General features: G+C 61.5%; 21 protein-coding genes. 16 read left to right on the top strand and 5 right to left on the bottom strand.

Translation table 11 applies throughout. The features are described from left to right. Positions 1–184 precede the first annotated feature (184 nt). The 4 genes from sdhC (at position 185) to creD (ending at position 4,399) form a co-directional block, all read left to right on the top strand. Positions 185–565, top strand: coding sequence for a succinate dehydrogenase, cytochrome b556 subunit (gene sdhC, locus HME9302_RS06555; RefSeq protein ID WP_115366356.1), 381 nt, complete (start codon positions 185–187; stop codon positions 563–565). A 12-nt stretch (positions 566–577) separates the two neighbouring features. Then, entirely contained in the window at positions 578–961 is a 384-nt protein-coding gene (gene sdhD, locus HME9302_RS06550) for a succinate dehydrogenase, hydrophobic membrane anchor protein (protein ID WP_115366355.1), read from the top strand. A gap of 4 nt (positions 962–965) precedes the next feature. Beyond that, the gene (sdhA, locus tag HME9302_RS06545) at positions 966–2,858 is read left to right on the top strand and encodes a succinate dehydrogenase flavoprotein subunit (RefSeq protein ID WP_115366354.1); all 1,893 of its coding nucleotides are present in this window, start codon (positions 966–968) and stop codon (positions 2,856–2,858) included. Positions 2,859–2,989: 131 nt separating this feature from the next. After that, complete coding sequence (creD, locus tag HME9302_RS06540; RefSeq protein ID WP_115366353.1) at positions 2,990–4,399, top strand: cell envelope integrity protein CreD; 1,410 nt, start codon at positions 2,990–2,992, stop codon at positions 4,397–4,399. A gap of 75 nt (positions 4,400–4,474) precedes the next feature. Here the strand turns inward: creD and ypfJ are convergent, their stop codons facing one another. Next, entirely contained in the window at positions 4,475–5,350 is an 876-nt protein-coding gene (gene ypfJ, locus HME9302_RS06535; protein WP_115366352.1) for a KPN_02809 family neutral zinc metallopeptidase, read from the bottom strand. A gap of 103 nt (positions 5,351–5,453) precedes the next feature. Between ypfJ and HME9302_RS06530 the strand changes: the two genes are divergently transcribed. The 5 genes from HME9302_RS06530 (at position 5,454) to HME9302_RS06510 (ending at position 11,076) form a co-directional block, all read left to right on the top strand. Next, positions 5,454–6,221, top strand: a complete 768-nt coding sequence (locus tag HME9302_RS06530) for a 3-hydroxybutyrate dehydrogenase (protein WP_115366351.1) — start codon at positions 5,454–5,456, stop codon at positions 6,219–6,221. A gap of 793 nt (positions 6,222–7,014) precedes the next feature. Then, on the top strand, positions 7,015–8,478 hold the full coding sequence (gene guaB / locus HME9302_RS06525; RefSeq protein WP_230079899.1) for an IMP dehydrogenase: 1,464 nt from the start codon (positions 7,015–7,017) through the stop codon (positions 8,476–8,478). Beyond that, positions 8,475–9,656 (top strand): RsmB/NOP family class I SAM-dependent RNA methyltransferase, encoded by a 1,182-nt coding sequence (locus tag HME9302_RS06520; protein ID WP_115366349.1) that lies wholly within the window; start codon positions 8,475–8,477, stop codon positions 9,654–9,656. The genes guaB and HME9302_RS06520 overlap by 4 nt, the downstream gene beginning before the upstream one ends. 59 nt (positions 9,657–9,715) lie before the next feature. Next, a complete protein-coding gene (locus tag HME9302_RS06515) occupies positions 9,716–10,222 on the top strand; it encodes a tetratricopeptide repeat protein (RefSeq protein ID WP_181815705.1) in 507 nt (168 codons plus the stop codon). Positions 10,223–10,242: 20 nt separating this feature from the next. Continuing rightward, positions 10,243–11,076 carry a universal stress protein gene (locus HME9302_RS06510; RefSeq protein WP_115366347.1) on the top strand — a complete coding sequence of 278 codons (834 nt, stop codon included), beginning with the start codon at positions 10,243–10,245 and terminating at the stop codon, positions 11,074–11,076. A gap of 11 nt (positions 11,077–11,087) precedes the next feature. Here the strand turns inward: HME9302_RS06510 and HME9302_RS06505 are convergent, their stop codons facing one another. Together HME9302_RS06505 and HME9302_RS06500 are read right to left on the bottom strand one after the other, a co-directional pair. After that, positions 11,088–11,591: an RNA pyrophosphohydrolase gene (locus tag HME9302_RS06505; protein ID WP_230079898.1), complete on the bottom strand. Its 504-nt coding sequence runs from the start codon at positions 11,589–11,591 to the stop codon at positions 11,088–11,090. 1 nt (position 11,592) lies between these two features. After that, the gene (locus tag HME9302_RS06500; RefSeq protein ID WP_115366346.1) at positions 11,593–12,570 is read right to left on the bottom strand and encodes an alpha/beta hydrolase; all 978 of its coding nucleotides are present in this window, start codon (positions 12,568–12,570) and stop codon (positions 11,593–11,595) included. A 169-nt stretch (positions 12,571–12,739) separates the two neighbouring features. Here HME9302_RS06500 and HME9302_RS06495 point away from each other — a divergent pair, with 169 nt between their 5' ends. The 7 genes from HME9302_RS06495 to HME9302_RS06465 all read left to right on the top strand — a co-directional run bounded on the left by HME9302_RS06495 (position 12,740) and on the right by HME9302_RS06465 (position 21,740). After that, a complete protein-coding gene (locus tag HME9302_RS06495) occupies positions 12,740–14,710 on the top strand; it encodes a 2-oxoacid:acceptor oxidoreductase subunit alpha (RefSeq protein ID WP_115366345.1) in 1,971 nt (656 codons plus the stop codon). Between the two features lie 132 nt (positions 14,711–14,842). Next, positions 14,843–15,889, top strand: coding sequence for a 2-oxoacid:ferredoxin oxidoreductase subunit beta (locus HME9302_RS06490; RefSeq protein WP_115366344.1), 1,047 nt, complete (start codon positions 14,843–14,845; stop codon positions 15,887–15,889). Between the two features lie 127 nt (positions 15,890–16,016). Next, the gene (locus HME9302_RS06485) at positions 16,017–16,613 is read left to right on the top strand and encodes a hypothetical protein (protein WP_147270779.1); all 597 of its coding nucleotides are present in this window, start codon (positions 16,017–16,019) and stop codon (positions 16,611–16,613) included. A gap of 85 nt (positions 16,614–16,698) precedes the next feature. Next, positions 16,699–17,649 (top strand): metal-dependent hydrolase, encoded by a 951-nt coding sequence (locus HME9302_RS06480; protein WP_115366342.1) that lies wholly within the window; start codon positions 16,699–16,701, stop codon positions 17,647–17,649. 117 nt (positions 17,650–17,766) lie between these two features. Next, entirely contained in the window at positions 17,767–19,170 is a 1,404-nt protein-coding gene (locus HME9302_RS06475; RefSeq protein ID WP_115367536.1) for a cryptochrome/photolyase family protein, read from the top strand. A gap of 51 nt (positions 19,171–19,221) precedes the next feature. Beyond that, complete coding sequence (locus HME9302_RS06470; RefSeq protein ID WP_115367535.1) at positions 19,222–20,526, top strand: SAM-dependent methyltransferase; 1,305 nt, start codon at positions 19,222–19,224, stop codon at positions 20,524–20,526. Between the two features lie 2 nt (positions 20,527–20,528). Further along, positions 20,529–21,740 (top strand): serine hydrolase domain-containing protein, encoded by a 1,212-nt coding sequence (locus HME9302_RS06465; RefSeq protein ID WP_230079897.1) that lies wholly within the window; start codon positions 20,529–20,531, stop codon positions 21,738–21,740. A 26-nt stretch (positions 21,741–21,766) separates the two neighbouring features. Here HME9302_RS06465 and HME9302_RS06460 read toward each other — a convergent pair whose 3' ends face one another. Both HME9302_RS06460 and HME9302_RS06455 read right to left on the bottom strand, forming a co-directional pair. Continuing rightward, positions 21,767–22,111 carry a PilZ domain-containing protein gene (locus HME9302_RS06460; RefSeq protein ID WP_115366340.1) on the bottom strand — a complete coding sequence of 115 codons (345 nt, stop codon included), beginning with the start codon at positions 22,109–22,111 and terminating at the stop codon, positions 21,767–21,769. A 255-nt stretch (positions 22,112–22,366) separates the two neighbouring features. Next, the gene (locus HME9302_RS06455; protein ID WP_115366339.1) at positions 22,367–23,086 is read right to left on the bottom strand and encodes an SDR family NAD(P)-dependent oxidoreductase; all 720 of its coding nucleotides are present in this window, start codon (positions 23,084–23,086) and stop codon (positions 22,367–22,369) included. Between the last annotated feature and the right edge of the window lie 11 nt (positions 23,087–23,097).

Raw genomic sequence — 23,097 nt, 5'->3', positions numbered from 1 at the left:
CGGTATTCTACGCTACCGCATCACGCGCGTCATCCGATTACGTCATCGATTGCATTGCCCATCGCGATGCACTGTTCCTGCGTAGTGTTGCCTCGCGCGCACCACTCCGCTTGCCTCTGCCCGGCGTTTCGCTAAGGAACGGGCTCCCGACATTTATCCTACCCGTTCGTTCAGAAAGCATTCCATGGCCGGTCGTCCGCTATCGCCGCATCTTTCGATATGGAAATGGGGGCCGCACATGCTGGTCTCCATTCTGCACCGCGTGACGGGCGACGGGCTGGCGCTTGTCGGGCTGGCGATGCTGGTCTGGTGGCTGGGCGCGCTGGCAGGCGGGCCGGATGCCTATGCCGACTTCATCGCGGTGGCGACGTCTCCGATCGGTTATATCGTGCTGGTCGGTTTAAGCTGGGCGTTCTTCACCCATATGATGAGCGGGCTGCGGCATTTCGTGCTGGATATCGGTGCGGGTTACGAATTGCGCACGAACAAGATGTGGTCGATTGCATCGCCCATTCTTGCCATTCTCCTTACTGCGGCCTTCTGGGCCGTAATCCTGCTGCGCTGAAAGGTCTGACGCATGGGTGACGGTACTTCAATCGGCCGCGTTCGCGGTCTGGGTTCGAGCCATGACGGCGCGCATCACTGGCTGCTGCAACGCTTCACCGCGATCGGTAATCTGCTGCTGGTGCTGTGGTTCGTGGTGTCCATCGTGCTGCTGCCCGACATGGGCTACGAAACGGTCACGAAATGGCTGGGCGCGCCGCTGCCCGCCGTTGCGATGGCGCTGCTGATTGTGAGCACGTTCTGGCACGCCAAGCTGGGCCTGACGGTGCTGACCGAAGATTACGTGCATACGCCCGGCAACAAGTTCTCCGTGCTCGTCCTTCTGAACCTTGCCACTATCGGCGGGGCGGCATTCTCGGTGTTCTGCATCGCCCGTCTCGCTCTTGTAGGAAATTAATTCGATGGCCAATCCTGCGCCACAGACTGCCTCTGCCAACGCCGAAGCAAACCAGAAGGCTGGCAAGAAAACCGCCGCCTATGACATCATCGACCATACCTATGACGTGCTGGTTGTAGGCGCTGGCGGATCGGGCCTGCGCGCCACGATGGGCGCTGCGGAAGCGGGCTTCAAGACGGCCAACATCTCCAAGGTTTTCCCGACGCGCAGTCACACCGTTGCTGCACAGGGGGGCATTGCCGCCAGCCTCGGCAACAACACGCCCGATCACTGGTCCTGGCATATGTACGACACCGTCAAGGGTGCCGATTGGCTGGGTGATCAGGATGCGATCGAATATCTTGCACGTGAAGCACCCGCTGCCGTGTACGAGCTGGAGCATGCCGGGGTCCCATTCAGCCGCAACGATGACGGCACGATCTACCAGCGGCCGTTCGGCGGGCACATGCAGAACATGGGCGAGGGACCCGAAGTACAGCGCACCTGCGCCGCCGCCGACCGTACCGGCCACGCGATGCTCCACGCGCTGTATCAGCAGAGCCTGAAATACGACGCGGATTTCTTCATCGAATATTTCGCACTCGATTTGATCATGGAAGACGGTCCGGACGGCAAGGTCTGCCGGGGCGTGATCGCAAAATGCCTCGACGATGGCACCATCCACCGCTTCCGCGCGCAGGCCGTGGTGCTGGCAACCGGCGGATATGGCCGCTGCTATTACACCGCGACCAGCGCGCATACCTGCACTGGTGATGGCGGCGGCATGGTGCTGCGCGCAGGCCTGCCGCTGCAGGACATGGAGTTCGTGCAGTTCCACCCGACCGGCATTTACGGCGCGGGCGTGCTGATTACCGAAGGCGCGCGGGGGGAAGGGGGCTACCTCACCAATTCCGAGGGCGAACGGTTCATGGAACGCTACGCCCCGTCGGCCAAGGATCTCGCATCGCGCGATGTCGTCAGCCGCTCGATGGCGCTGGAAATGCGCGAAGGGCGCGGCGTGGGGCCGGAAGGCGACCATATCTACCTGCACCTCGATCATATCGACGCAAAAGTTCTGGGCCAGCGTCTGCCGGGTATTACCGAAAGCGGAAAGATTTTCGCAGGTGTCGACCTGACCCGCCAGCCGCTGCCGGTCACCCCGACGGTGCATTACAATATGGGCGGTATCCCGTGTAACTATCACGGCGAAGTCGTCACGCTGGGCAAGGACGGACCGGATACGGTCGTTCCAGGCCTGTTTGCCGTGGGCGAAGCGGCATGCGTTTCGGTGCATGGCGCCAACCGTCTGGGGTCGAATTCGCTGATCGATCTGGTGGTGTTCGGCCGCGCGACCGGGCACCGGCTGAAGGAAATCCTGAAGCCTCACGTCAGCCAGGACGAACTGAAATCCGACAGCGCCGATCTGGCCCTGTCGCGGCTCGACCACTTCCGTCATGCCGATGGTGGTACGCCAACCGCCGCAATTCGTGCCGATATGCAGAAGACGATGCAGCGCCATGCCGCCGTGTTCCGCGATGGCAAGCTGATGAGCGAAGGCGTGGAACTGTTGAAGGGTGTCAACGCGCAGATGGCGGACATCAAGGTGCATGACCGCTCGATGATCTGGAACAGCGATCTCATTGAAACGCTGGAGCTCGACAATCTCATCGCGCAGGCAAATGTCACGATGCAAAGCGCGGAAAACCGTAAGGAAAGCCGCGGCGCGCACGCGCATGAGGACTTCCCGGAACGCAATGACAGCGAATGGATGAAGCACACCGTCGCCTGGTTCGATGGCTGGGGCGGCAATGCGATGGGCAGCGGCAAGGGCGAAGTGAAAATCGACTACCGCCCGGTCCACGAATACACGCTGACCGACGATATCGCATATATCGAGCCGAAGAAGCGGGTGTACTGACCGGCTAGGTCCCATACCGAACACCTAAAGGGGCGTGCGAGAGCGCGCCCCTTTTTGGTTGGTTCATCAATTAACACAACATTCAGTTCGTCGCTCACAGGAAACGGCTTGTCGTTGAAGAGGAGAGACAGATGACTGACCGATCGCCCGGAATGAAGCTGTTGTTCGCGGGGTTGGTCGGGCTTGCGCTGATCGTTCCGTTGTTCATGGTGTATGCGCTGGTGTCCGACCGCCAACATCAGGCGCGCATCGCGCAAGACAGCATCACTGCCGGATGGGGCGGGCCGCAAACGCTGGCAGGTCCGCTGCTGGTTATTCCATATCGCGATGTTCAGGTAACCTCGGAAACGCAGAACGGGCAAGTGGTCACCAGCGAAAGGACGGTGCGGCGCGAACTGTATCTTAGCCCGCAGCAACACAGGATCAGCACCGACCTTTCGCCGGAAAAGCGCAGTCTTTCGATCTACGAGACCGTGACATTCACGGCCGTGCAGGAAGGGTCGGCCAGCTTTGTCTTACCGGACGAGTTCGAACGTCTGGGGATCGATCGCAGCGACTTGTTGCTCGACGAGACCGAAATCCGCTTCGGCGTGTCGGACCCGCGCGGATTACAGGGCGATGCGCGGCTCGCGGTCAATGGAACGCCCGTCACTTTGATACCGGGTAAGGGACTGAACGCGACCGGCGGCACCGGTTTCCACGGCTACCGCGAATGGGACGGAGCCACTCCGCTGAAACTTGAATACAGCTACGGCGTGCGCGGCAGCCGCGCGCTGGCCATCGTACCGCGCGGGGGAACCACCGACTGGACCGTAACCTCGCCATGGCCGCATCCCGGTTTCGGCGGCAATTTCCTGCCTGACGAAAAAGAGATAGGCGATACCGGCTTCAGTGCACGCTGGTCGGTCGGCAATCTGGCCTTGGGTGAGGCGATGGTAAGCACCGCGCAGCCTGGACCGCCGCGGCCTTCGGGCGGCATGGATATGGGCGTACCGCCGGTGGAAGCCGCGATGGAAGTCGGTGCAGCGCGCAGCGGCTCAAGCATGAGCGCTTCGATCCGACTCGTCGAACCAGTCGATCTCTACAGCCAGGTCGATCGGTCCGTAAAATACGGTTTTCTGGTGATCGGCTTCACCTTCCTCGCTTTCCTGATGTTCGACATTGTGGGCGGGGCGCGGGTCGCGGCGGCGGAGTATCTGCTGACCGGTGCGGCGCTGGTCTTGTTCTTCGTGCTGTTGTTGGCCTTTGCGGAAGTCATCGGCTTCGCGCTCGCCTACATGCTGGCGGCTGCGGCCATCATCGGGCTGCTTACCGCATATAGCGCGGCGGTATTGGGAAGCTGGGTGCGGGCGCGGATGATCGGCGGCCTGCTGGTTGGCCTTTATGCCGCGCTATACGTCCTGCTGAGCCTGGAAGCGTTGTCGTTGATCGTAGGGTCGCTGCTGCTGTTCGCGGCGCTTGCAGGGGTGATGTACGCCACTCGCCAGATCGAATGGTCGCGTTCCAGGACCGACTATGATGCGGGAACTGTGGTGGCCTGACAAAAAAAGGGGCGGGCGGATCGCCGCTCGCCCCCGTTCCGATTTCAGCAACGGGTTGTGCAGGGTACGCCCGGATCAGCTGCGATATTGTGCGAACGTATCGCATGCCTCGTCGTCGCCTGTTTCCAACCCACGTTTCAGCCACTGCATACGTTGAGCGCTGGAGCCGTGAGTGAAGCTTTCGGGATTGACGCGCTGCCCGGCATTGCGCTGCAAGGTGTCGTCACCGATCGCGCTGGCTGCGCGCATGCCTTCCTGCAAATCGCCCGGTTCGATCAGATTGCGGTTCTTGGCGGCCCACACTCCGGCATAGCAATCCGCCTGCAATTCCATCGCCACCTGCAGCTGGTTCGCGGCGCGGGGGTTTTGTTGCTGCGCGCTGCGGATCTGTCCGGCCAGACCGGTCATGTGCTGCACGTGGTGGCCATATTCATGCGCCATCACATAATAGCGCGCGAAATCTCCCGCAGCACCCATGCGCCGCGCCATGGTTTCGTAGAATGTGGTATCGATATAAATAGTCTGATTGGCCGGGCAGTAGAACGGGCCCATCCCCGTATTGGCCGAACCGCAGGCTGTATTGAATTGCTGTGTCGCCGGAAACCGTAAGGCAGGCGTTTCAAACGCGATCCCAGCTTGCTGGAACAGCGGTTCCCACGCCTGGTTCAACGATGCGAGCGCATTGCAGCTTTCGGTAGCGTATTCATTTTCATAGCAATATTTCTCGTCGAGTTCGCCGCTCGTAACTTGCCCTGAGGGGGAGCTTTGCTGCACGCCCTCGACCATGCCAATGGTCTGCATCGGGTCGATCCCGAATACCAGCGCGCCGATCGCGGCCAGCACCAGCGTGCCGCAGCCCAGCTTGCCCCCACCGCCGCCGGGAAAGCCGCCACGGCCGCCGCCAGCCCGGCCAACCTTGATGCTGCCGGGTGTAAATGGATTGAGCTTCATGGCAGGTTCCCCCGTATTGCCGTATAATCGCGCTAGACTTTATGACCATGCGCCAGCATTCGCAAATGCCCGTTCACAGCCATCAACCAAAGGTTCCTCCGATATGTTCCTATCCGGCAAACGCGCTCTAGTTACAGGCTCCACGTCCGGCATCGGATTGGCGATGGCGCGGGGCTTGCGGGCGGAAGGTGCGCAGATCGTGCTGACCGGCTTTGGCGATCAGGCGGAAATTGCCGCTTTGCAGGATGAGCTGGGGTCGGATTACGTCGGCGCGGACCTGACGACAGCAGCGGGATGCGAAGCGTTGATGGATGGCGCGATGGAGAATGGGGGCACACTCGATATTCTCGTGAACAACGCGGGGATGCAGCATGTATCGCCGGTGGAGGATTTCCCGCCCGAAAAATGGGACTTGATCATTGCATTGAACCTAACCGCGGCGTTCCACACCACCCGCCGCGCAGTGCCGGGCATGAAGGAGGCGGGCTGGGGCCGCATCATTAACACCGCCAGCGCGCATTCGCTCACCGCATCTCCCTTCAAAAGCGCTTACAACGCCAGCAAGCACGGCATCGCCGGCTTTACCAAGACCATTGCGCTGGAACTGGCGCAAACCGGCGTGACGGCGAACTGCATCAGCCCCGGCTACGTCTGGACGACGCTGATCGAAAACCAGATCCCCGACACGATGGCCGCGCGCGGGCTTTCGCGCGACGAGGTGGTGAACGACGTGCTGCTCGCCAAACAGCCGACCAAGAAATTCGTGCAACCCGAAGAAGTGGCCGCGCTGGCCGTATTCCTGTGCCGGCCGGAAGCGGGCAATATTACCGGCGCGAACTATTCCATCGATGGCGGCTGGACTGCGGGGTAAATTGATTTCGCTAGCCTGATGACAACGTGAAAATTCGCACTTGTTGCGTCAAACGCTTTAATGACTAGCGCGAAGCGTACCCACGCAATTGGTTGGATGGTAACCTTACGTTGATACGACTTCGCCAGGATTTATTACCGCACCAATAAGTTTATCATGCAGATTTTACAGAACTACGAGAAGCAACCCTCGGTAGCTCCGAACTCGGTGGTCATGGTATGCCGATACTTTGCGTATTCATATCGAAACGCTGCGTCGCCGCCTCTTCCAGCCGGATAGTCGCCTCGTTGTGGTTCGGATGGCGGTGGATTGTCCAAGCTGCCAGAACCATGTGCGCAAATTTTCGTCGAATCGTAAGGTGGTAAACGCATACCGCCAGATACCAAGGCAAGCTCTTCTTCAGCCAACACAATCATAGCATCCTCCTTTGTTTACAGACAATATAATACGTAAATGCTTCAAAGAAAAATTCAATAATTATTAGATTGCGAATTTTTATTAGAAATTTTCGCAGAGATTTATAAAATTACTCGATTCGATGATAAAATTATCTTTTGCGTCATTGAGATTTTCGAAGATAACTATGGGGCGCGCCAACGTTCGCCGGTGCGAACCAGTGTAGCGATGGCGGTTAGACCGCGGGGTAGCGCCTGCACCCTGCGCAGGCGCATCATTTCCGGTACAGGGCGGCGAATGTCGTGATGCTGCACTAGCGAAAAGGTGCAAGTGCGGTTACATGGGCCGCCACCCGCATTCCCGCACCCGCCCTCCCACACGCAAGCGAGCTTATCCCGTGGCAAATCTCGACATTCCTCTCGGCCTCACTTTCGATGATGTGCTTCTGCGCCCGGGTGAAAGCGATATCATGCCCAGCACGGCGGACACCCGAACGAAGCTGACGCGCGAAATCGGGTTGAATATCCCGGTCATTTCCGCGGCGATGGACACCGTGACAGAGGCTGATATGGCCATCGTCATGGCGCAGCTCGGTGGGATCGGCGTACTGCACCGCAATCTGGAAGTGGACGAGCAAGCCGCCGCCGTACGCGCCGTCAAACGGTTCGAAAGCGGCATGGTGGTGAACCCCATCACCATCTCGCCCGACGCCACGCTGGGTGAGGCGCAAGAGATCATGACCGCCAACCGCATCAGCGGTATTCCAGTAGTAGATAAGGGCGGCAAGCTGGTCGGCATCCTGACCAATCGCGATGTGCGCTTCGCTGCCAACCCCAAACAACCGATCCGCGAACTGATGACCAGCGAGAATCTTGCCACGGTGCCGCTTGGCACCGGGCAGGAGGAAGCGCGCACCTTGCTGCACCAGCGCCGCATTGAAAAACTGATCGTGGTGGATGACGATTACCGCTGCATCGGCCTGATCACGGTCAAGGATATCGAAAAGGCGGTGAATTACCCGCATGCGACCAAGGATGCGGGCGGACGCCTGCTGGTCGCCGCTGCCACCACCGTGGGCGACAAGGGGTTCGAACGGACCGAGGCGCTGATCGATGCCGAAGTGGACGTCATCATCATCGACACCGCGCATGGCCATAACAAGGATGTGGCGCGCGCGGTCGAACGGACCAAGAAGCTTTCCAATTCGGTGCAGGTGATCGCTGGCAACGTCGCCACCGCCGCTGCCACGCGGTCGCTGATCGACGCCGGGGCCGACGGGGTGAAGGTCGGGATCGGACCCGGCTCCATCTGCACCACTCGCGTGGTTGCAGGCGTCGGCGTGCCGCAACTGACCGCAGTCATGGAAAGCGCCGAGGAAGCCGCGAAGGACGGTGTGCCGGTGATCGCCGATGGCGGTCTGCGGACGAGCGGCGATGCGGCCAAGGCACTGGCCGCAGGAGCCTCTGCCGTGATGATCGGATCAATGCTGGCTGGGACGGAGGAAGCACCGGGCGATACGTTCCTGTATCAGGGCCGCAGCTACAAGAGTTATCGCGGCATGGGCAGCGTCGGCGCGATGGCCCGCGGCAGTGCCGATCGTTATTTCCAGCAGGATGTCAGCGCGCAGAAGCTGGTACCCGAAGGGATCGAGGGGCAGGTGCCTTACAAGGGTCCGGCCGCCAATGTGGTGCACCAGCTGGTCGGCGGGGTGCGCGCGGCGATGGGCTATACCGGCTCCGCCACGATTTCCGATTTGCAGACCCGCGCCGAATTTGTGCGGATCACCAATGCAGGTCTTGCGGAAAGCCATGTCCACGACGTGTCGATTACCCGCGAAGCCCCGAATTACCCCACGCGGTGACACCTTCCGCCCGCATCCAGGCCGCCATCGATATTCTCGATAAGGTAATCATCGCCGCGCAGAGCAAGACCGCGCCAGCCGATCGCATTATGTCCGAATGGGCGCGCGCCAACCGCTACGCCGGATCGAAGGACCGCCGCGCGGTACGCGAATTGGTGTTCGGGGCCATTCGCGCCTGCGGGCCGGTACCGGCAAACGGGCGTGCCGCGATGCTGCGGCTGGCCCAGACCGATCCGCAAATCCTGCCCCTGTTCGACGGGTCGCAATACGGCCCTGCAGCTATAGGAGAAGGCGAGGAGCCGACACCGGGCGGCGTGGCGCCGGACTGGCTGGTGCGCAAGCTGTTCCAATCGGACATAACCGGCGACGAAGCGACCGCTCTGCTGAGCCGCGCGCCGCTGGATGTGCGGGTCAACTCGCTGAAAACCGATCGCGGCGCGGTTATGGCAGCGCATGAAGGCGAGGCGCTGGTTGCGCCGCACGCCATCCGATACCCCACCGGAACGCGGGTGGACGACTGGGCCGAGGCGAAAGACGGAAAGCTGGAAGTGCAAGATCTGGGCAGTCAGATCGCCTGCCTCGCCGTGGAAGCCAAGGCCGGCGAGACGGTGATCGATCTATGTGCCGGTGCGGGCGGCAAGGCGCTTGCGCTGGCCGCGGCAATGGACAATCTCGGCACGCTGATCGCGTCCGACACAGATCGGCGGCGGCTGGGCGAATGCAATCACCGGATGGTGCGCGCAGGGGCGACCAATATCGAGACCGTGCTGCTCAATCCGAACAAGGAAGCGGAGCGGCTGGAGCCGTGGAACGCATCCGCCGATGCCGTGCTGGTCGACGCGCCATGTTCGGGCAGCGGCACCTGGCGGCGCAAGCCGGAAACACGCTGGCGGCTGTCGCCTGACGTACTGGACGAATTCGCCGCCGTGCAGGATCGTTTGCTGGCCATCGGCGCAAGTCTCGTGAAACCCGGCGGACGGCTGGTGTTCGTCACCTGCTCGCTACTGGATCAGGAGGGGCCGGACCGGATTGCGGCTTTTCTGGAAGCCAATCCAGACTGGAAGGCGCAGCGACCGGCGCTTCCAGCGGGCCGGGGGCACGGTGACGGCACAAGGCTCACTCCGTATCATGACGGTACGGACGGTTTTTTCATCGCGAGTCTAGTTTTGGCGTGTTAACCCCTGTGGCTATGGAGCAGACTGCGCCCCCGACTGTGTCCCGCCTCAAGGAGTTAATCATGCGTTTCGCCCCAGCCGCCGCCGCCCTTTCGCTGCTAGCCGCTGTCACCGCGAGCGTCGGATACGCCGAGGGGTACGAACCCGATTCGCGCGCAGTGGTCTTGGCGACCGAGGGCCGGGCAGCGCTTGCTGCCGGACAGCCGCAAAAGGCGGTCGATGCTTTCGAAGCGGCCCTAGCGGTCGATCCCGGCTACACGGAACTGTTCATCGATCTGGCCGAAGCCGCCCGCCGCGACGGATTGCAGGGCAAGGCGATCGCCTATTACCGCGTGGCACTTGCCCGCGAACCGAAGAACTTCGCCGCGATGTCCGGCGAAGGCGCGGCGTTGCTCGAAAAGGGTGCCGTTACACAGGCGCGCGCAAACCTTGCCAGGCTGGAATCCATGTGCGGAAGCGGCTGTACAGAAACGCGGACCCTGGCTGCTGTCATCGCGCAGGGCCCCCAGCCGCGCGTGCTCACAGCAGAGGCCGTCATGCCAGACGCGCAGGTTACGCAAAACAACTAAATCAGCGCAAGGGCAGCAATATGACGATATTGGTGGCAACAGATTTCAGCGGCAGGTCCGATCGGGCGGTCGACCGGGCTCTGCAACTTTGCGAGGAGCGCGGTAGCGGCGTGCGGGTTATTCACGCACTCAACCATACGGAAGCCGAAGAGGCGGATTGGGGCCGGCTGAACCGCAAGATGCGCGATTCGGTCGGCGAAACATCGTGCGAGACACAGTTTGCCTTCCCCGAAGGATCGCCGACCAAGGCTATCGCGCGCGATTGTGAAGAAACAAGGCCGGACATGCTTTTGCTAGGCCCGGCGCGCTATAATTCGCTTGGCGATTATTTTCTAGGAACGGCGGTCGATTACGTTCTGCGTAACACCGCGTGTCCCGTGCTGGTCGTCAAGCTCCGCGCACGGTCACCTTACAAGCATCTGTTTGCCGGAACCGATTTTTCAGCCGGTTCCGCATTCGCGATAAAGGAAGCGGCGCGCCTGTTCCCGGATGCGACGATGCATATCGTACATGGCTGGCACGTGCCCTATAGCGGTTTCCAGCGCGACGCTCACGTGCGTGACGAGTGGGAACAGAATGCACTCCAGCAGATGGCATCGTTCAAAGAAGACCTGATCGGCGATGCCCCGGACCTGGCAAGCGCAACCACTCTGGTCGCGCAGGGAAACGCGTTGGACGCGATCGCCGAATCCATCGAAAAGCAATGCGGGGACGGAAGCGAGAGCGAGGCTCTTGTAGTGCTCGGCAGCCATGGCAGTGGCGGGTTCCGGCAGGCCACGCTGGGCAGTCAGACGAGCGATATGCTGAGGTATCTCGGCAATGACGTTCTGGTCGTGAACACCAGCTCTGCCTGATTGTTACCAACTCACAGCAAGGACTGGAATTCGGCGACCACACGGCGATAGATGTGCTGTTTGAACGGCACGATCATACCCGCCAGATCGGCCGCATCGACCCATTTCCATTCGCAAAACTCAGCCTGCTCATGAGCATCCAGATCGATGTCGGTTTCCTCACCGGAAAACCGCGCCAGGAACCAGATCTGTTCCTGCCCGCGATATTTGCCGCCCCATAGCTTCCCCATAAGCTCGTCCGGCAGATCGTACCGGAGCGGTTCGGGTGTCTGCGCCAGCAGGGTCACGTGCTGGCCGGTAACGCCGGTTTCTTCCGCCAGTTCGCGCAGGGCCGCCGCGGCCAGATCTTCGCCTTCGTCGACGCCGCCCTGCGGCATTTGCCAGAAGCCGCTATCCTTGTTGTCGATGCGCCGCCCGACGAAAACCTTGCCCGCCCTGTTGACCAGCATCACCCCGACGCATGGGCGGTAGCCAGCGTCTTTCTTCAACTCCATCGCAGCTCCCTCGCGTGCCATCTCAGTTCGCTCCGCCCTGCTGGAACGCGTCCAGCTTCACCTTGATGGCGGCGAGGAATGTATCAAGATCGGCTTGACCGCTGGGGATCGCCTTTCGCAAAGTGGTAAAGCCGTGAATGATGCCGGGAAATTCGAAGTAGCTGACTTCTGTCCCCTGCTGGATCAAATGCGCGGCGTAGTTCCGCCCCGAATCGCGCAGCGGGTCGAGGCCGGCGGTGCAGATCACCGTGGGCGGCGTGTTGGAACAGTCGCCCACCATCGGCGTGTGACGCGGATCGTCCGCATCGCCGGCATAGCTGCGCGTGAACCAGCCCATCGTCTTGCTGTCGAGGAGGAACCCCTCGGCGAAATCCTTCAGGCTCTGGTGCTGCGAAATGTCATCCGCAATCGGATAGATCGGTGCCTGCACAATGACCGGTACGTCCGCCGGTTCGTTCGCCAGCTGGTTGGTGGTCACGATGGTCAGATTGCCGCCTGCGCTGTCGCCCGTGATGACCAACCCCGTGACTTCGCGGTCCAGCGCTTTGGGAGAGGACGCGACCCAGCGCGCCGCCGCCTCGCAATCGTCGGGAGCGGCGGGGAAGGGTGCTTCGGGGGCGAGCCGGTAATCGACCGACACAACCGGCAGATCGAGCTGGTGCGCGATCTCGCGGCATAGGCTGTCATAAACTTCCAGATCGCCGATCACGAACCCGCCGCCATGGAAGAACATCACGACCGGCGTCGGCCCGCGCGTGTCTTTCGTATCGTAAAACCGCAACGGTATCTCGCCTGCCGGACCAGGGCAGGTAAGGTCGCGGACCACGGCCACATCCTGCGCATCGGCTTCTGCGATCGAACCCATCGCACGCATCGACATGCGCGCCTCGCCCAGCTCCATATCCTCCATGTTCGGGCCATTCATGGCTTCCAGCATGGCGAGGAAAGCGCGCGTATCGTCGCGCACGAAATGGTCGGTATCGGCTTCGGTATCGGGCATGGCGTGATCCTGTTCAGGTCCTGAATTGCCACCCATCCTAGCCAAGCTTGCCTCCTTTGCCATGGGCGAATTATCTTGCGGGGATAAAAAACTTCATTGTCCGGGGCGGACATGGGGCATAGGTGCGGGGTAACGATGGCGCCGCGTGGCGCGCGACAGGACAGATTGCATGGCGACTACCGCCGAAACAAACAGCGCCGAAAAGAAATATGACGCACTTCCGGGCGAGGGCCCGCAGGCAGCGCCCGATGCGGTAACCGTGCGTTTTGCCGGCGATAGCGGTGACGGGATGCAGCTGACCGGCGGGCAGTTCACCCTGTCCACCGCGCTGGCGGGCAACGATCTTGCCACTTTCCCCGATTTTCCGGCCGAAATTCGCGCGCCGCAGGGCACGTTGTTCGGGGTGTCCGCCTTCCAGATCAACTTCGGCAGCCGCGAGATCAACACCGCTGGCGACGCGCCCGATGTGCTGGTCGCGATGAACCCTGCCGCTTTGAAGGTGAATCTGGCTGCGCTGAAACCGGGCGGACTGGTGATTGCCGATACTGGCGAGTTTACGAAGCGTAACCTCGACAAGGCGAAATACGATGTGTCGCCGCTGGAAGACGATACGCTGGCGAAGTTCGACACGCTGCTGTTCGATATTTCCGCGCTGACGATCCAGGCGGTCGAGCCATTCGGGCTGGGTAAGAAAGACGCGCTGCGCTGTAAGAATATGTGGACGCTCGGGCTGGCGCTGTGGATGTTCGACCGTCCGCGCGATCCGATCCATGATTGGCTGAATGCCAAGTTCAAATCCAAGCCCGACATCGCAAACGCCAATATCGCCGCGCTGGATGCGGGGCATGCCTATGGCGAAACGGCCGAGCTGGCTGGGCCGCTCAAGCAGGTGGACCTGCCCCCCGCACCGTCCGAGCCTGGTTTGTACCGTACCGTTACCGGCGCGGAGAGTATCTCCTTGGGGTTGGTTGCTGGCGCGCAGCTGGCTGATTTGCCGATGTTCTTCGGCGGCTATCCGATTACGCCAGCGTCTGCGATCCTGCATCATCTGGCACGGCTGAAGGAATATGGCGTCACCACGTTCCAGGCAGAGGACGAGATTGCGGCGATCTGCGCCGCCATCGGTGCCAGCTATGCCGGGCAGCTAGGCGTCACCTCGTCGTCAGGTCCGGGCATTGCCTTGAAGACGGAGGCAATGGGCCTCGCCATCATGACCGAATTGCCGCTCGTCATCGTTAACAGCCAGCGCGGCGGGCCGTCGACCGGCCTTCCGACCAAGACCGAGCAGAGCGATCTTTACCAGGCCGTCTATGGCCGCAATGGCGACGCGCCGCTGCCGGTAATCGCCGCGCGCAGCCCATCGGACGCGTTCGATTGCGCGATCGAGGCATGCCGGATCGCGGTTGAATACATGACCCCGGTGATGCTGCTGACCGATGGCTACATCGCCAATGCGGCAGAGCCGTGGAAGGTGCCGGACCCTGAAAGCTACACCCCGTTTCCCGCCAAATTCATGGCGGAAACCAACGCAGGTCCCGACGGCGAGCTGCTTCCCTATGCCCGCGATGAGAAAGGCGCGCGCCCGTGGATCAAGCCCGGCACACCCGGCCTGATGCACCGCATCGGCGGCATCGAGAAAGCGGAAGGAACCGGCCATATCGACTACGCGCCCGACAACCATCAGACAATGACCGACGCGCGCAAGAACAAGGTGCTGGGCGTAGCGGTGCCGGATCAGGAAATCGCCCGCGGTGAAGCTGGCGGGATACTGGCCGTGGTCGGTTGGGGCAGCACCTACGGTCCAATCCATCAAGCGGTGGGCCGCGCGCGCGCCAAGGGTAACAGCGTGGCACACATCCACATCCGCCACATCTGGCCGATGCCCGCCAATCTGGGCGATCTTCTGCACGGCTTCGACCACGTGCTGGTGCCGGAAATGAACACCGGGCAGCTGAAAACGGTGCTGCGGGATCAATATCTGGTCGACGCGACTCCGCTGACCAAAACCAGCGGTCAGCCGTTCCAGATCGCCGAAATGGAAGAAGCGATTGCAAAATATTTCGATGGTATTCCCGATAACGAAGGCGGCGAGGTGGCGGTGAACGACGCACAATTGCCGAGTCCGGTGACGAATGATTGAGCTTTACATAAGTCCCGCTCATCCTGAGCTTGTCGAAGGATTGTCCTTCACTTCGACGCCGCGCCAAAAATTAAGGACAGCCCTTCGACAAGCTCAGGGCGAGCGGGTCTGGGGTTTTGTTAGGTTGATGCCATGAACGCACCTGTGAAAATCGAAACCACGCTGAAGGACTGGGAAACCGACCAGGAAGTACGCTGGTGTCCTGGTTGCGGGGATTACGCGATCCTGAAAGCCGTGCAGCGCACGTTGCCTGAGCTGGGTGCGGACCCCGCGAATACGGTGTTCATTTCCGGCATCGGCTGTTCCAGCCGCTTCCCGTATTACATGGAGAGCTACGGCTTCCACACGATCCACGGCCGTGCCCCGGCGCTGGCGACGGGTACGAAGCTGGCCAATCCCGATCTCGACGTGTGGCTGGTCACGGGCGATGGTGACGGGCTGAGCATTGGCGGCAATCACATGATGCACGTGCTGCGTCGCAACGTGAATATGCAGATCATGCTGTTCAACAACGAGATTTACGGCCTGACCAAGGGACAAGCCAGCCCGACCAGCCGGGAGGGCACGAAAAGCCCGTCGAGCCCGCTCGGCAGCGTCGATCACCCGGCCAACCCGTGCGCTTTCGCACTGGGGGCGGGCGCACGGTTCGTATCGCGCGGGTTCGATGTGTCGAAGAAACTGCCCGAAGTGCTGAAAGCGGCGCATGCACATCAGGGCGCGGCGTTCATCGAGATTTTCCAGAACTGCATCGTCTACAACAAGGACGTGTTCGAAGCCTTCGCCGCGCCCAAAGGTGCCGAGGAACATCAACTCTGGCTGGAAGATGGCGAACCGATGCTGTTCGGGAGCGAGAAAACCGGCGGGGTGAAAGGCCTGTCCTTCGATGCGGAGCGCATGGCATTCGACGTGGTCGATGTGAACGGCGACGACTGGCAGGTGGCCGGCGTGACGCGGCACGACGCGAAAAACCGCATGATGGCGCATTTGCTGGCGGAAATGCCGTTTGGTCCGTACCCGATGGCGTTGGGCGTGTTGTACGACGATCCGCGCCCGACCTTCGAAAGCGCCGTCATCGCGGAACGCGAACAGGCATCCAGCGGCAAGGTTGCAAATCTGGCGAAGCTGCTGGCCAGCGGGCAGACATGGACGGTGGACGGCACCGCGCAGGACCCGCAATAGGCCAATCAATAGGTCGCGTCGCCGGCCCGGATAATCGCACCGCGTTTTCTTTTATGGACCGAAATCCGCGTTCACTCATTGGTGGCGCGAAGCTCGCTTTCGCGGGCGTAATCACATGGAGATACAATTGAAGCTTACCAGAACCAGCCTGCTTGCCGCATCGACACTGACGCTCGCCTTGGCGGCGTGCGGGGAACCGGAAGTTGCGGAAAATAACGACGTGGTCGTGGCCGAACCGAAGGCGGAATACGACCCGATGGCGCAGGATTATACTCTGAGCGAAGCGGCAGCCGAACGGCGCGCCGAATTCGATGCGGACGCGTTCAACAGTGAATATGACGGTTATCGCACGGATATTCTCGAAGAGAAGGACGATGTGAAGGCAGTCCCCGAACCTGCGGGTCAGGACATGGAGAACGCCTCCCAGGCGCAGTCCGATACTCCCAAGCGCGATGCCAACAGCAACATGAAGGCGCGCGAGGACATGACTTGGTCCTATCTCGACCGGAATGGCGACGGAAAACTGTCGGTGGCGGAATATGCGATCTGGGCCGTGCCGCTCGATCCGAATGCGCCCAAGGCGAATGACGAAACGAAGCCCTATGTCAGCGCCGAACAAGCCAACAAGGCGGCGGATTCGTTCTTCTATTACGACGTCAATGGCGACACATACCTGTCGCAGCGCGAGTTCACATCCGCACGTCGCGGGGAAACGATCGGCTGATTTGCGCGTCTACGCAAACCGGAAACGGGCGGCGGGGTAACCTGCCGCCCTTTTTCTTTGGGGGCTGCCGATGTAGCGGGGCGGCATGGACAATCTGACTCACAGCCTCGTCGGGGCATTGCTCGGCCAGACGGGACTGAAGCGCAAGACCGGCCTTGCCATGCCTGCGCTGATTATCGGCGCGAACCTGCCAGATGTGGACGCGGCATGTTTCTTCTGGCTGGACGGGCTGGAACATCTCGGCTTCCGGCGCGGCATCACCCATGGCCCACCTGCGCTGGTACTGCTGCCGTTGGTGCTGGCGGGGCTTTTGTATGTTTTCGACCGCTGGCAAACGAAGCGGGGAAAAAGGCCCGGGGGTCGTCCACCTGTACGCTTCGGCTGGCTCTATGCGCTCGCGTTCATCGGTTGCCTGACCCACCCGGCGCTCGACTGGCTGAACGTGTACGGCATCCGTTTGCTGGAGCCGTTTTCGAGCCGGTGGTTCTACGGCGACACGCTGTTCATCATCGATGTGTGGCTGTGGGGCCTGATGGGCTTCGCGACTTGGTGGTCGCTGCGGCAGGAAAAGCGCGGAGGCACCTGGCGGAAGACTGCGCGGCAGGCGCTGGCTATCGGGCTGGTCTACATCGGCGTGAACGGCTGGTATACCTCAGTTAAAGCAAACATGTTGCAAGATGCGTTCGGGGGCGGGGCGACGGTTATCGCATCGCCGGTGCCGGGTGCCTTTTGGGACCGCGAAGGGCTGATCGGTCATGCGCCCAATCGCTGGTCGACAGCCCCGACAGACCGCGGGACGCTACATCTGGAAGGCGACCCGATCACTTCCCAACCGTGCCGTTGGCCAGGCGAAGTCGCCGACAGTACCGATGCGGAAGTACGAGCCTTCCTCTTCTGGTCCCGCGCACCCTTTGCCGAACGTGCACCTGATGGTTCCGTCCTGCTCCGCGATGCACGCTTCTACGATCCAAGGGCGCGCGATCGGTTTACGGTTGAGCTACCGGATATCCGCTGCGAGGAACTTCCCGCAAACTAAATCCGTTCGTAAGAAACCGCTCGTCCTGAGCCTGTCGAAGGACTGCACTTCTGTTATGTGTCGCGCGGTAGTGAAGGACAATCCTTCGACAAGCTCAGGATGAGCGGGAGTGTAAACTTGGCGAAGAACCAAATCGTCTGGCTGCGGCGCGATCTGCGCATGGCGGACCAGCCTGCGCTCCATGCTGCTGCCAAGGCTGGGCCGGTTGTACCTGTGTTCGTGCTGGATGAGGACCGTCCGGGCGATCGTGCCTATGGCGGCGCGCATCGCTGGTGGCTGCATCATTCGCTGGAAAGCCTCGGCTACAGCTTCGGCAAACACAACGCCCATATCGTCATGCGGCGCGGTGACAGCGTGTCCGTCCTTGCAGGGATTGCCGATGAGATCGGCGCCGGAGCGGTTCATGCCAACCGGCATTACGAACCATGGTTTCGCGAGGCTGAGGAAGACCTGCGCGATGCGCTTCCCGATGGTTGCGAACTGGTCCTCCACGACGGCAATTACCTGTTGCCCCCCGGCACTGCCAAAACTGGCTCCGGCGATCCGTACAAGATTTTTACGCCGTTCTCCCGGACGGTGCTGGAGCATTTCCCGCCGCGTGACGCGCTTGCACCGCCAGAAAACATCGCGCAGCCATCCGCCATGCCGGAAAGCGACGAGTTAGCGGACTGGGACCTGCTTCCGACCAGGCCGGACTGGGCGGGCGGTTTCCGCGACTTCTGGAAAGTCGGTGAGGATGCCGCGCACGAACGGCTGGAATGGTGGGCGGACGAGGTTGGCGACTATGACGAAGGCCGGAACCTCCCGTCGCAGAACACCACCAGCCAAATGTCTCCGCATCTGCATTGGGGCGAAATATCACCCGTCACCATCTGGCACCGGCTGAAAGACAAGCGCAGCGAGGGCTGGAAAACATACGAAAAGGAACTGATCTGGCGCGATTACGCTCAGAACGTAATCATGCAGTTCCCGAAATATGGCGAGGAACCTTATCGCGATTACGACAACAGCCTGTGGCGCAACCCGAATGCCGGACACCTGATCGCAGACGACCTCGAGGCGTGGCAGCGGGGCCGCACCGGTTATCCCATCGTCGATGCCGGGATGCGGCAGCTTTGGCAGGTCGGGTGGATGCACAACCGCGTGCGGATGATTACTGCCAGCTTCCTCGTGAAGCACCTGCTGATCGACTGGCGACACGGCGAAAAATGGTTCTGGGACACGCTGGTCGATGGCGATTACGCCAGCAATTCTACCAACTGGCAGTGGGTGTCGGGCACCGGGGTGGACAGCAACATGTTCGTGCGGATCATGGCCCCGCTCAGCCAGTCGGACAAGTTCGACGCGGCGGGATATATCCGCGAATATGTGCCCGAACTGGCGGACCTGCCGGACGACCAGATCCATGATCCCGATCCTGAACACCGGCCCGGCACGTATCCCGATAAATTGATCGGCCACAAGGAAGCGCGGGAGCGCGCACTATCCGCCTATCGCGAGATGAAGGCAGGGCAGGACTAGCGCGCCATGCCGCCCTTGCGGCCTGCAGGCACCCGCGCCATAGCGGGCGCCATGACGACGCAGGATATACAGCGCGGAGATGTTTTGCTTCGGGGCGCAGGTCGTTTCGAACGGAAAGTCGGTATCTTCAGCCGTCTGGTCGCCCCCGGCTTTGCCAAAGTGCTCGACCATATCGATCGCGGCCTTGCGACAGGGTCGTTGCGCGCGACGTTGCCCGATGGGTCGGAGCGAATGCTGGGTGGGCGTGCGGAGGGCTTCGATTGTGAGGTAACACTACACGATTGGCGCGCCTTGCTGCGGCTGGCCACGAACGGTTCCATCGGCTGGTATCAGGCGTGGGAAGCAGGCGAGTGGAGCAGCCCCGACCCGGTGCCGCTGTTTGCGCTGTTCATGGCGAATGCCGCCACACTTGGCGGGACGGCGCGGGCGAAGGGTCCGATGCGGCTCGCCGCGCGGGTAGCGCACTGGTTCAATCGCAACACGAAAGACGGCGCGGCGCGCAACATTCGTGCGCATTACGATCTGGGCAATGATTTCTACGCCGCGTGGCTCGACGAAACGATGACCTATTCCAGCGCGCTGTGGGGCGTGATGGGGGAGCCGAACGAATACCAGCAAATGACGAGCGAGCTTTCCTACGGCCAGCTCGGCAAGATTGCGGCGATTCAGCAGCGGTTGCAGCCGCGCGATGGCCAGAAATTACTGGAAATCGGGTGCGGCTGGGGCGGCGCGTCGGCGATTATCGCTGGGCAGGGGGTGGACATCGACGCCATCAGCTTGTCGCCCGAACAGCTGGCATGGGCCAAAGAAGCACTGCCCGAAGACCTTGCCGGCGCAGTCCGGTTCCTCGAGCGCGATTACCGCGATGTGGACGGCCAGTATGACGGCATCTTCAGCGTGGAAATGGTCGAGGCGCTGGGGCGGGAATACTGGCCGAGCTACATGGATTGCATCGCGCGCAATCTGAAACCGGGCGGCCGCGCGGCGATCCAGTATATCTCCATTCGCGACGATCTGTTCGACGCTTATGCCGCCAGCGCCGACTTCATCCAGGCCTATATTTTCCCCGGCGGGCTGCTGATCCGCACCAGCGAGTTTCGCGCTTTGGCGCAGGAACGCGGGCTGGAATGGCGCGACCGAACCGACTTTGGTCAGCATTACGCCGAAACGCTATGCATTTGGCGCGAGGCATTCGATGCCGCCGCCGCGGAAGGCGCATTGCCGGACGGTTTCGACGATCAGTTCGTGCGGCTTTGGCGCTATTATCTGATGTATTGCGAAGGCGGGTTCCGCGGTGGGGGCATCGACGTCCACCAGGTCACGCTCGTAAAGCCGGAAAGCTACAAGGGAGAATGAGGATGCGCAGGACTTTGGGGCACTGGCCCGCTTTCGGCTTCACCATGGGCGCGGCGCTGGCGCTGTCCGCTTGCTCAACTGCGGTCGCGGACCGGCCTGTTGCTCCTGTAACTTCGGCGGCCGTCACAGCCAGCGTGCCTGCCGAACCGCTCGAAATTCAGGGGGCCGAAGTGCTCTTCTGGGACGATGCGACGCGGTCCGCCCGTTTCCGCATGATGGAGCGTTACTATCCCGGCCACGAGGTTGCGCCGCCGGCAAAAGCCCGTGCGCTGTCAGCCGGCGAGGCGCTTCCAGCGGCAACGCGCGCCGCCATCGACGCCTACATGGCCAAGGGAACGGTCGCCGGAATGATGGTGGTACAGGATGGCAAGGTGCGGCACGAAGCATACGGTCTAGACTTCGCGCCCGACCAGCGTTGGACTAGCTTTTCGGTCGCCAAGAGCTTTACCTCGACCCTTCTGGGCGCGGCGGTGAAGGATGGTTTCATCACATCGCTGGACGATCCGGTTTCGCAATATGTGCCCGGCCTGCGCGGTAGCGCGTATGACGATGTGACGGTGGAACAGCTGGCCACGATGACGTCCGGCGTTCGCTGGAACGAGGATTATACCGATCCCAAAAGCGACGTTGCGATGATGTTCTCCGTCACGCCGGTCCCGGGTGAAGACCAAGTGGTGACGTATATGAAAACGCTCCCGCGGGAAGTGCCGGCGGGGGAGAAGTTCGTTTACAAGACCGGCGAAACCAATCTGATCGGCGTGCTGGTGGAAAAGGCGGTTGGCACATCGCTCGCCGTTTATGCGAAGGACAAGATCGCCGATCCTGCTGGCTTCGACGATAGCCTGTTCTGGATGTCGGACCTGACGGGCCGCAATATCGGCGGCTGCTGTCTGTCATTGACGCTGGCAGATTACACGCGCTTCGGCCTGCTGGCTCTGGAAGGCGGGGCCGGCGTGGTGCCGGATGGATGGTTTGCCGAAGCAGGCAAGCCGCAGGTGCAGTTTGGCGGCGGGTTCGGGTATGGCTATCAGTGGTGGACCTATCCCGGCGAGAACTACGGCGCGCAGGGCATTTTTGGGCAGTCGGTTACGCTCTCACCGAAGCGCGATGCGGTAATTACGATCCTGTCAAACTGGCCGACGGCCACCGGTCAGGCGCTCAGCACGGACCGGCTGATGTTGATGGCGGCGATTGAGGCTGGGCTGGCGCAGTAGCATATCCCGACCAGTGAGCGGGCTGATCAGGGACGCACGACTTCGCGTATGCCATAACGGGCAAGGATGTTGTCGTGCACGATCGGGCTAAGCAAGCTGCCCAGCGCGCAGCCGACCATGCGTTCTTCCCACCACACGACCTGTGCATCCAGAGATTCCAGCCCCGGCAGTGTCAGCCAACACATCTGCCCCGCCTTCAAGCGGGTCACACAACTGGCGGAAAAGCCGGAAATCGAAAGGTCATGAACTTCCGTCTGGAATGCGCGGCCGCCGCTGACCCGAAGCCTGGAAGGGATTACAAGCTTCGTGCGCGGCGCGCACCGGTCTTCCTGGCTGGCGATCTGGTAGTCGGTTTTGCTGTCGAACATCATTCTCTGCATCCCACAGTCGCTTAAGCTCTACCCCCAAGGGATACGGCCGTGCGACATCACCACAAGCGCGCCAGTTGCGACGGCCTTTCGAGTTCCGGTGTGCACGGCATGAAGCATTGGGGTTGCAGCAAATTTGACAGGCGCGCTTAAGCGATATTAACCATCCGGCTGCGCGGAGGGCGATAATAGAAGGCGCTAATGGTTGAGACGTCGGCTTGCGCGCGGTTTCTCGGACTGGCCTTCTCAGGCTAGCCCTCACGCTTCGTCGATACGCTCACGGTGGCGGGTTTCGAAATCGCCATCGGCAAGTTCCACGATCCGCGCTGCCACGATGTCGGGTGACTTGACCGTCGCCGGATCTTCGCCCGGATAGGCCTTGGCCCGCATGGCGGTCCGGGTGGAGCCGGGATCGACGATGGCGACGCGCAGATCGCCCATTTTGGCAACCTCCATTGCATAGCTGTCGAGCAGGCTTTCAAACGCGGCCTTGGTCGTTCCGTAAGCGGACCAGAAGGCGCGCGGATTGTGACCTACACTGCTGGTTAGGCCGATGATGCGGCCTTTCTTCGAACGCTTCAACAGGGGATCGAACGCTGCCAACAGGGCCTGCGTTGCGAGTAAATTGGTCGTGATAGCGGTCGCGAACTGCTTCGGATCGATCTGGGTTACCGGGGTGAGAGTAGGCAGGTATGCCGCCGACAGCACCATGATATCCAGCGTATCCCAGCGCCCGCCGATTGCCGCCGCAAGACGCGCGACGGAATCGGGTTCGGTCAGGTCCATCGGCGCAATGGTGGATGCGCCCCCGGCGTCATGAATTTCGTCCTCCACCGCTTCCAGTTTGCGCACATCGCGCGCAGTCAGGATGACATGCGCGCCAGCCGCCGCCAGCGCTTTAGCCGTAGCCGCGCCGATACCCTGGCTCGCGCCGGTGACCAGCGCAGTGCGCCCTTCGAGTTGGCCGTCTTGTTGCATGGGTGGCGTGC

The organism is Alteripontixanthobacter maritimus, from assembly GCF_003340475.1.
GTDB lineage: Bacteria > Pseudomonadota > Alphaproteobacteria > Sphingomonadales > Sphingomonadaceae > Alteripontixanthobacter > Alteripontixanthobacter maritimus.
This window is presented reverse-complemented; position numbering and strand designations above follow the sequence as displayed.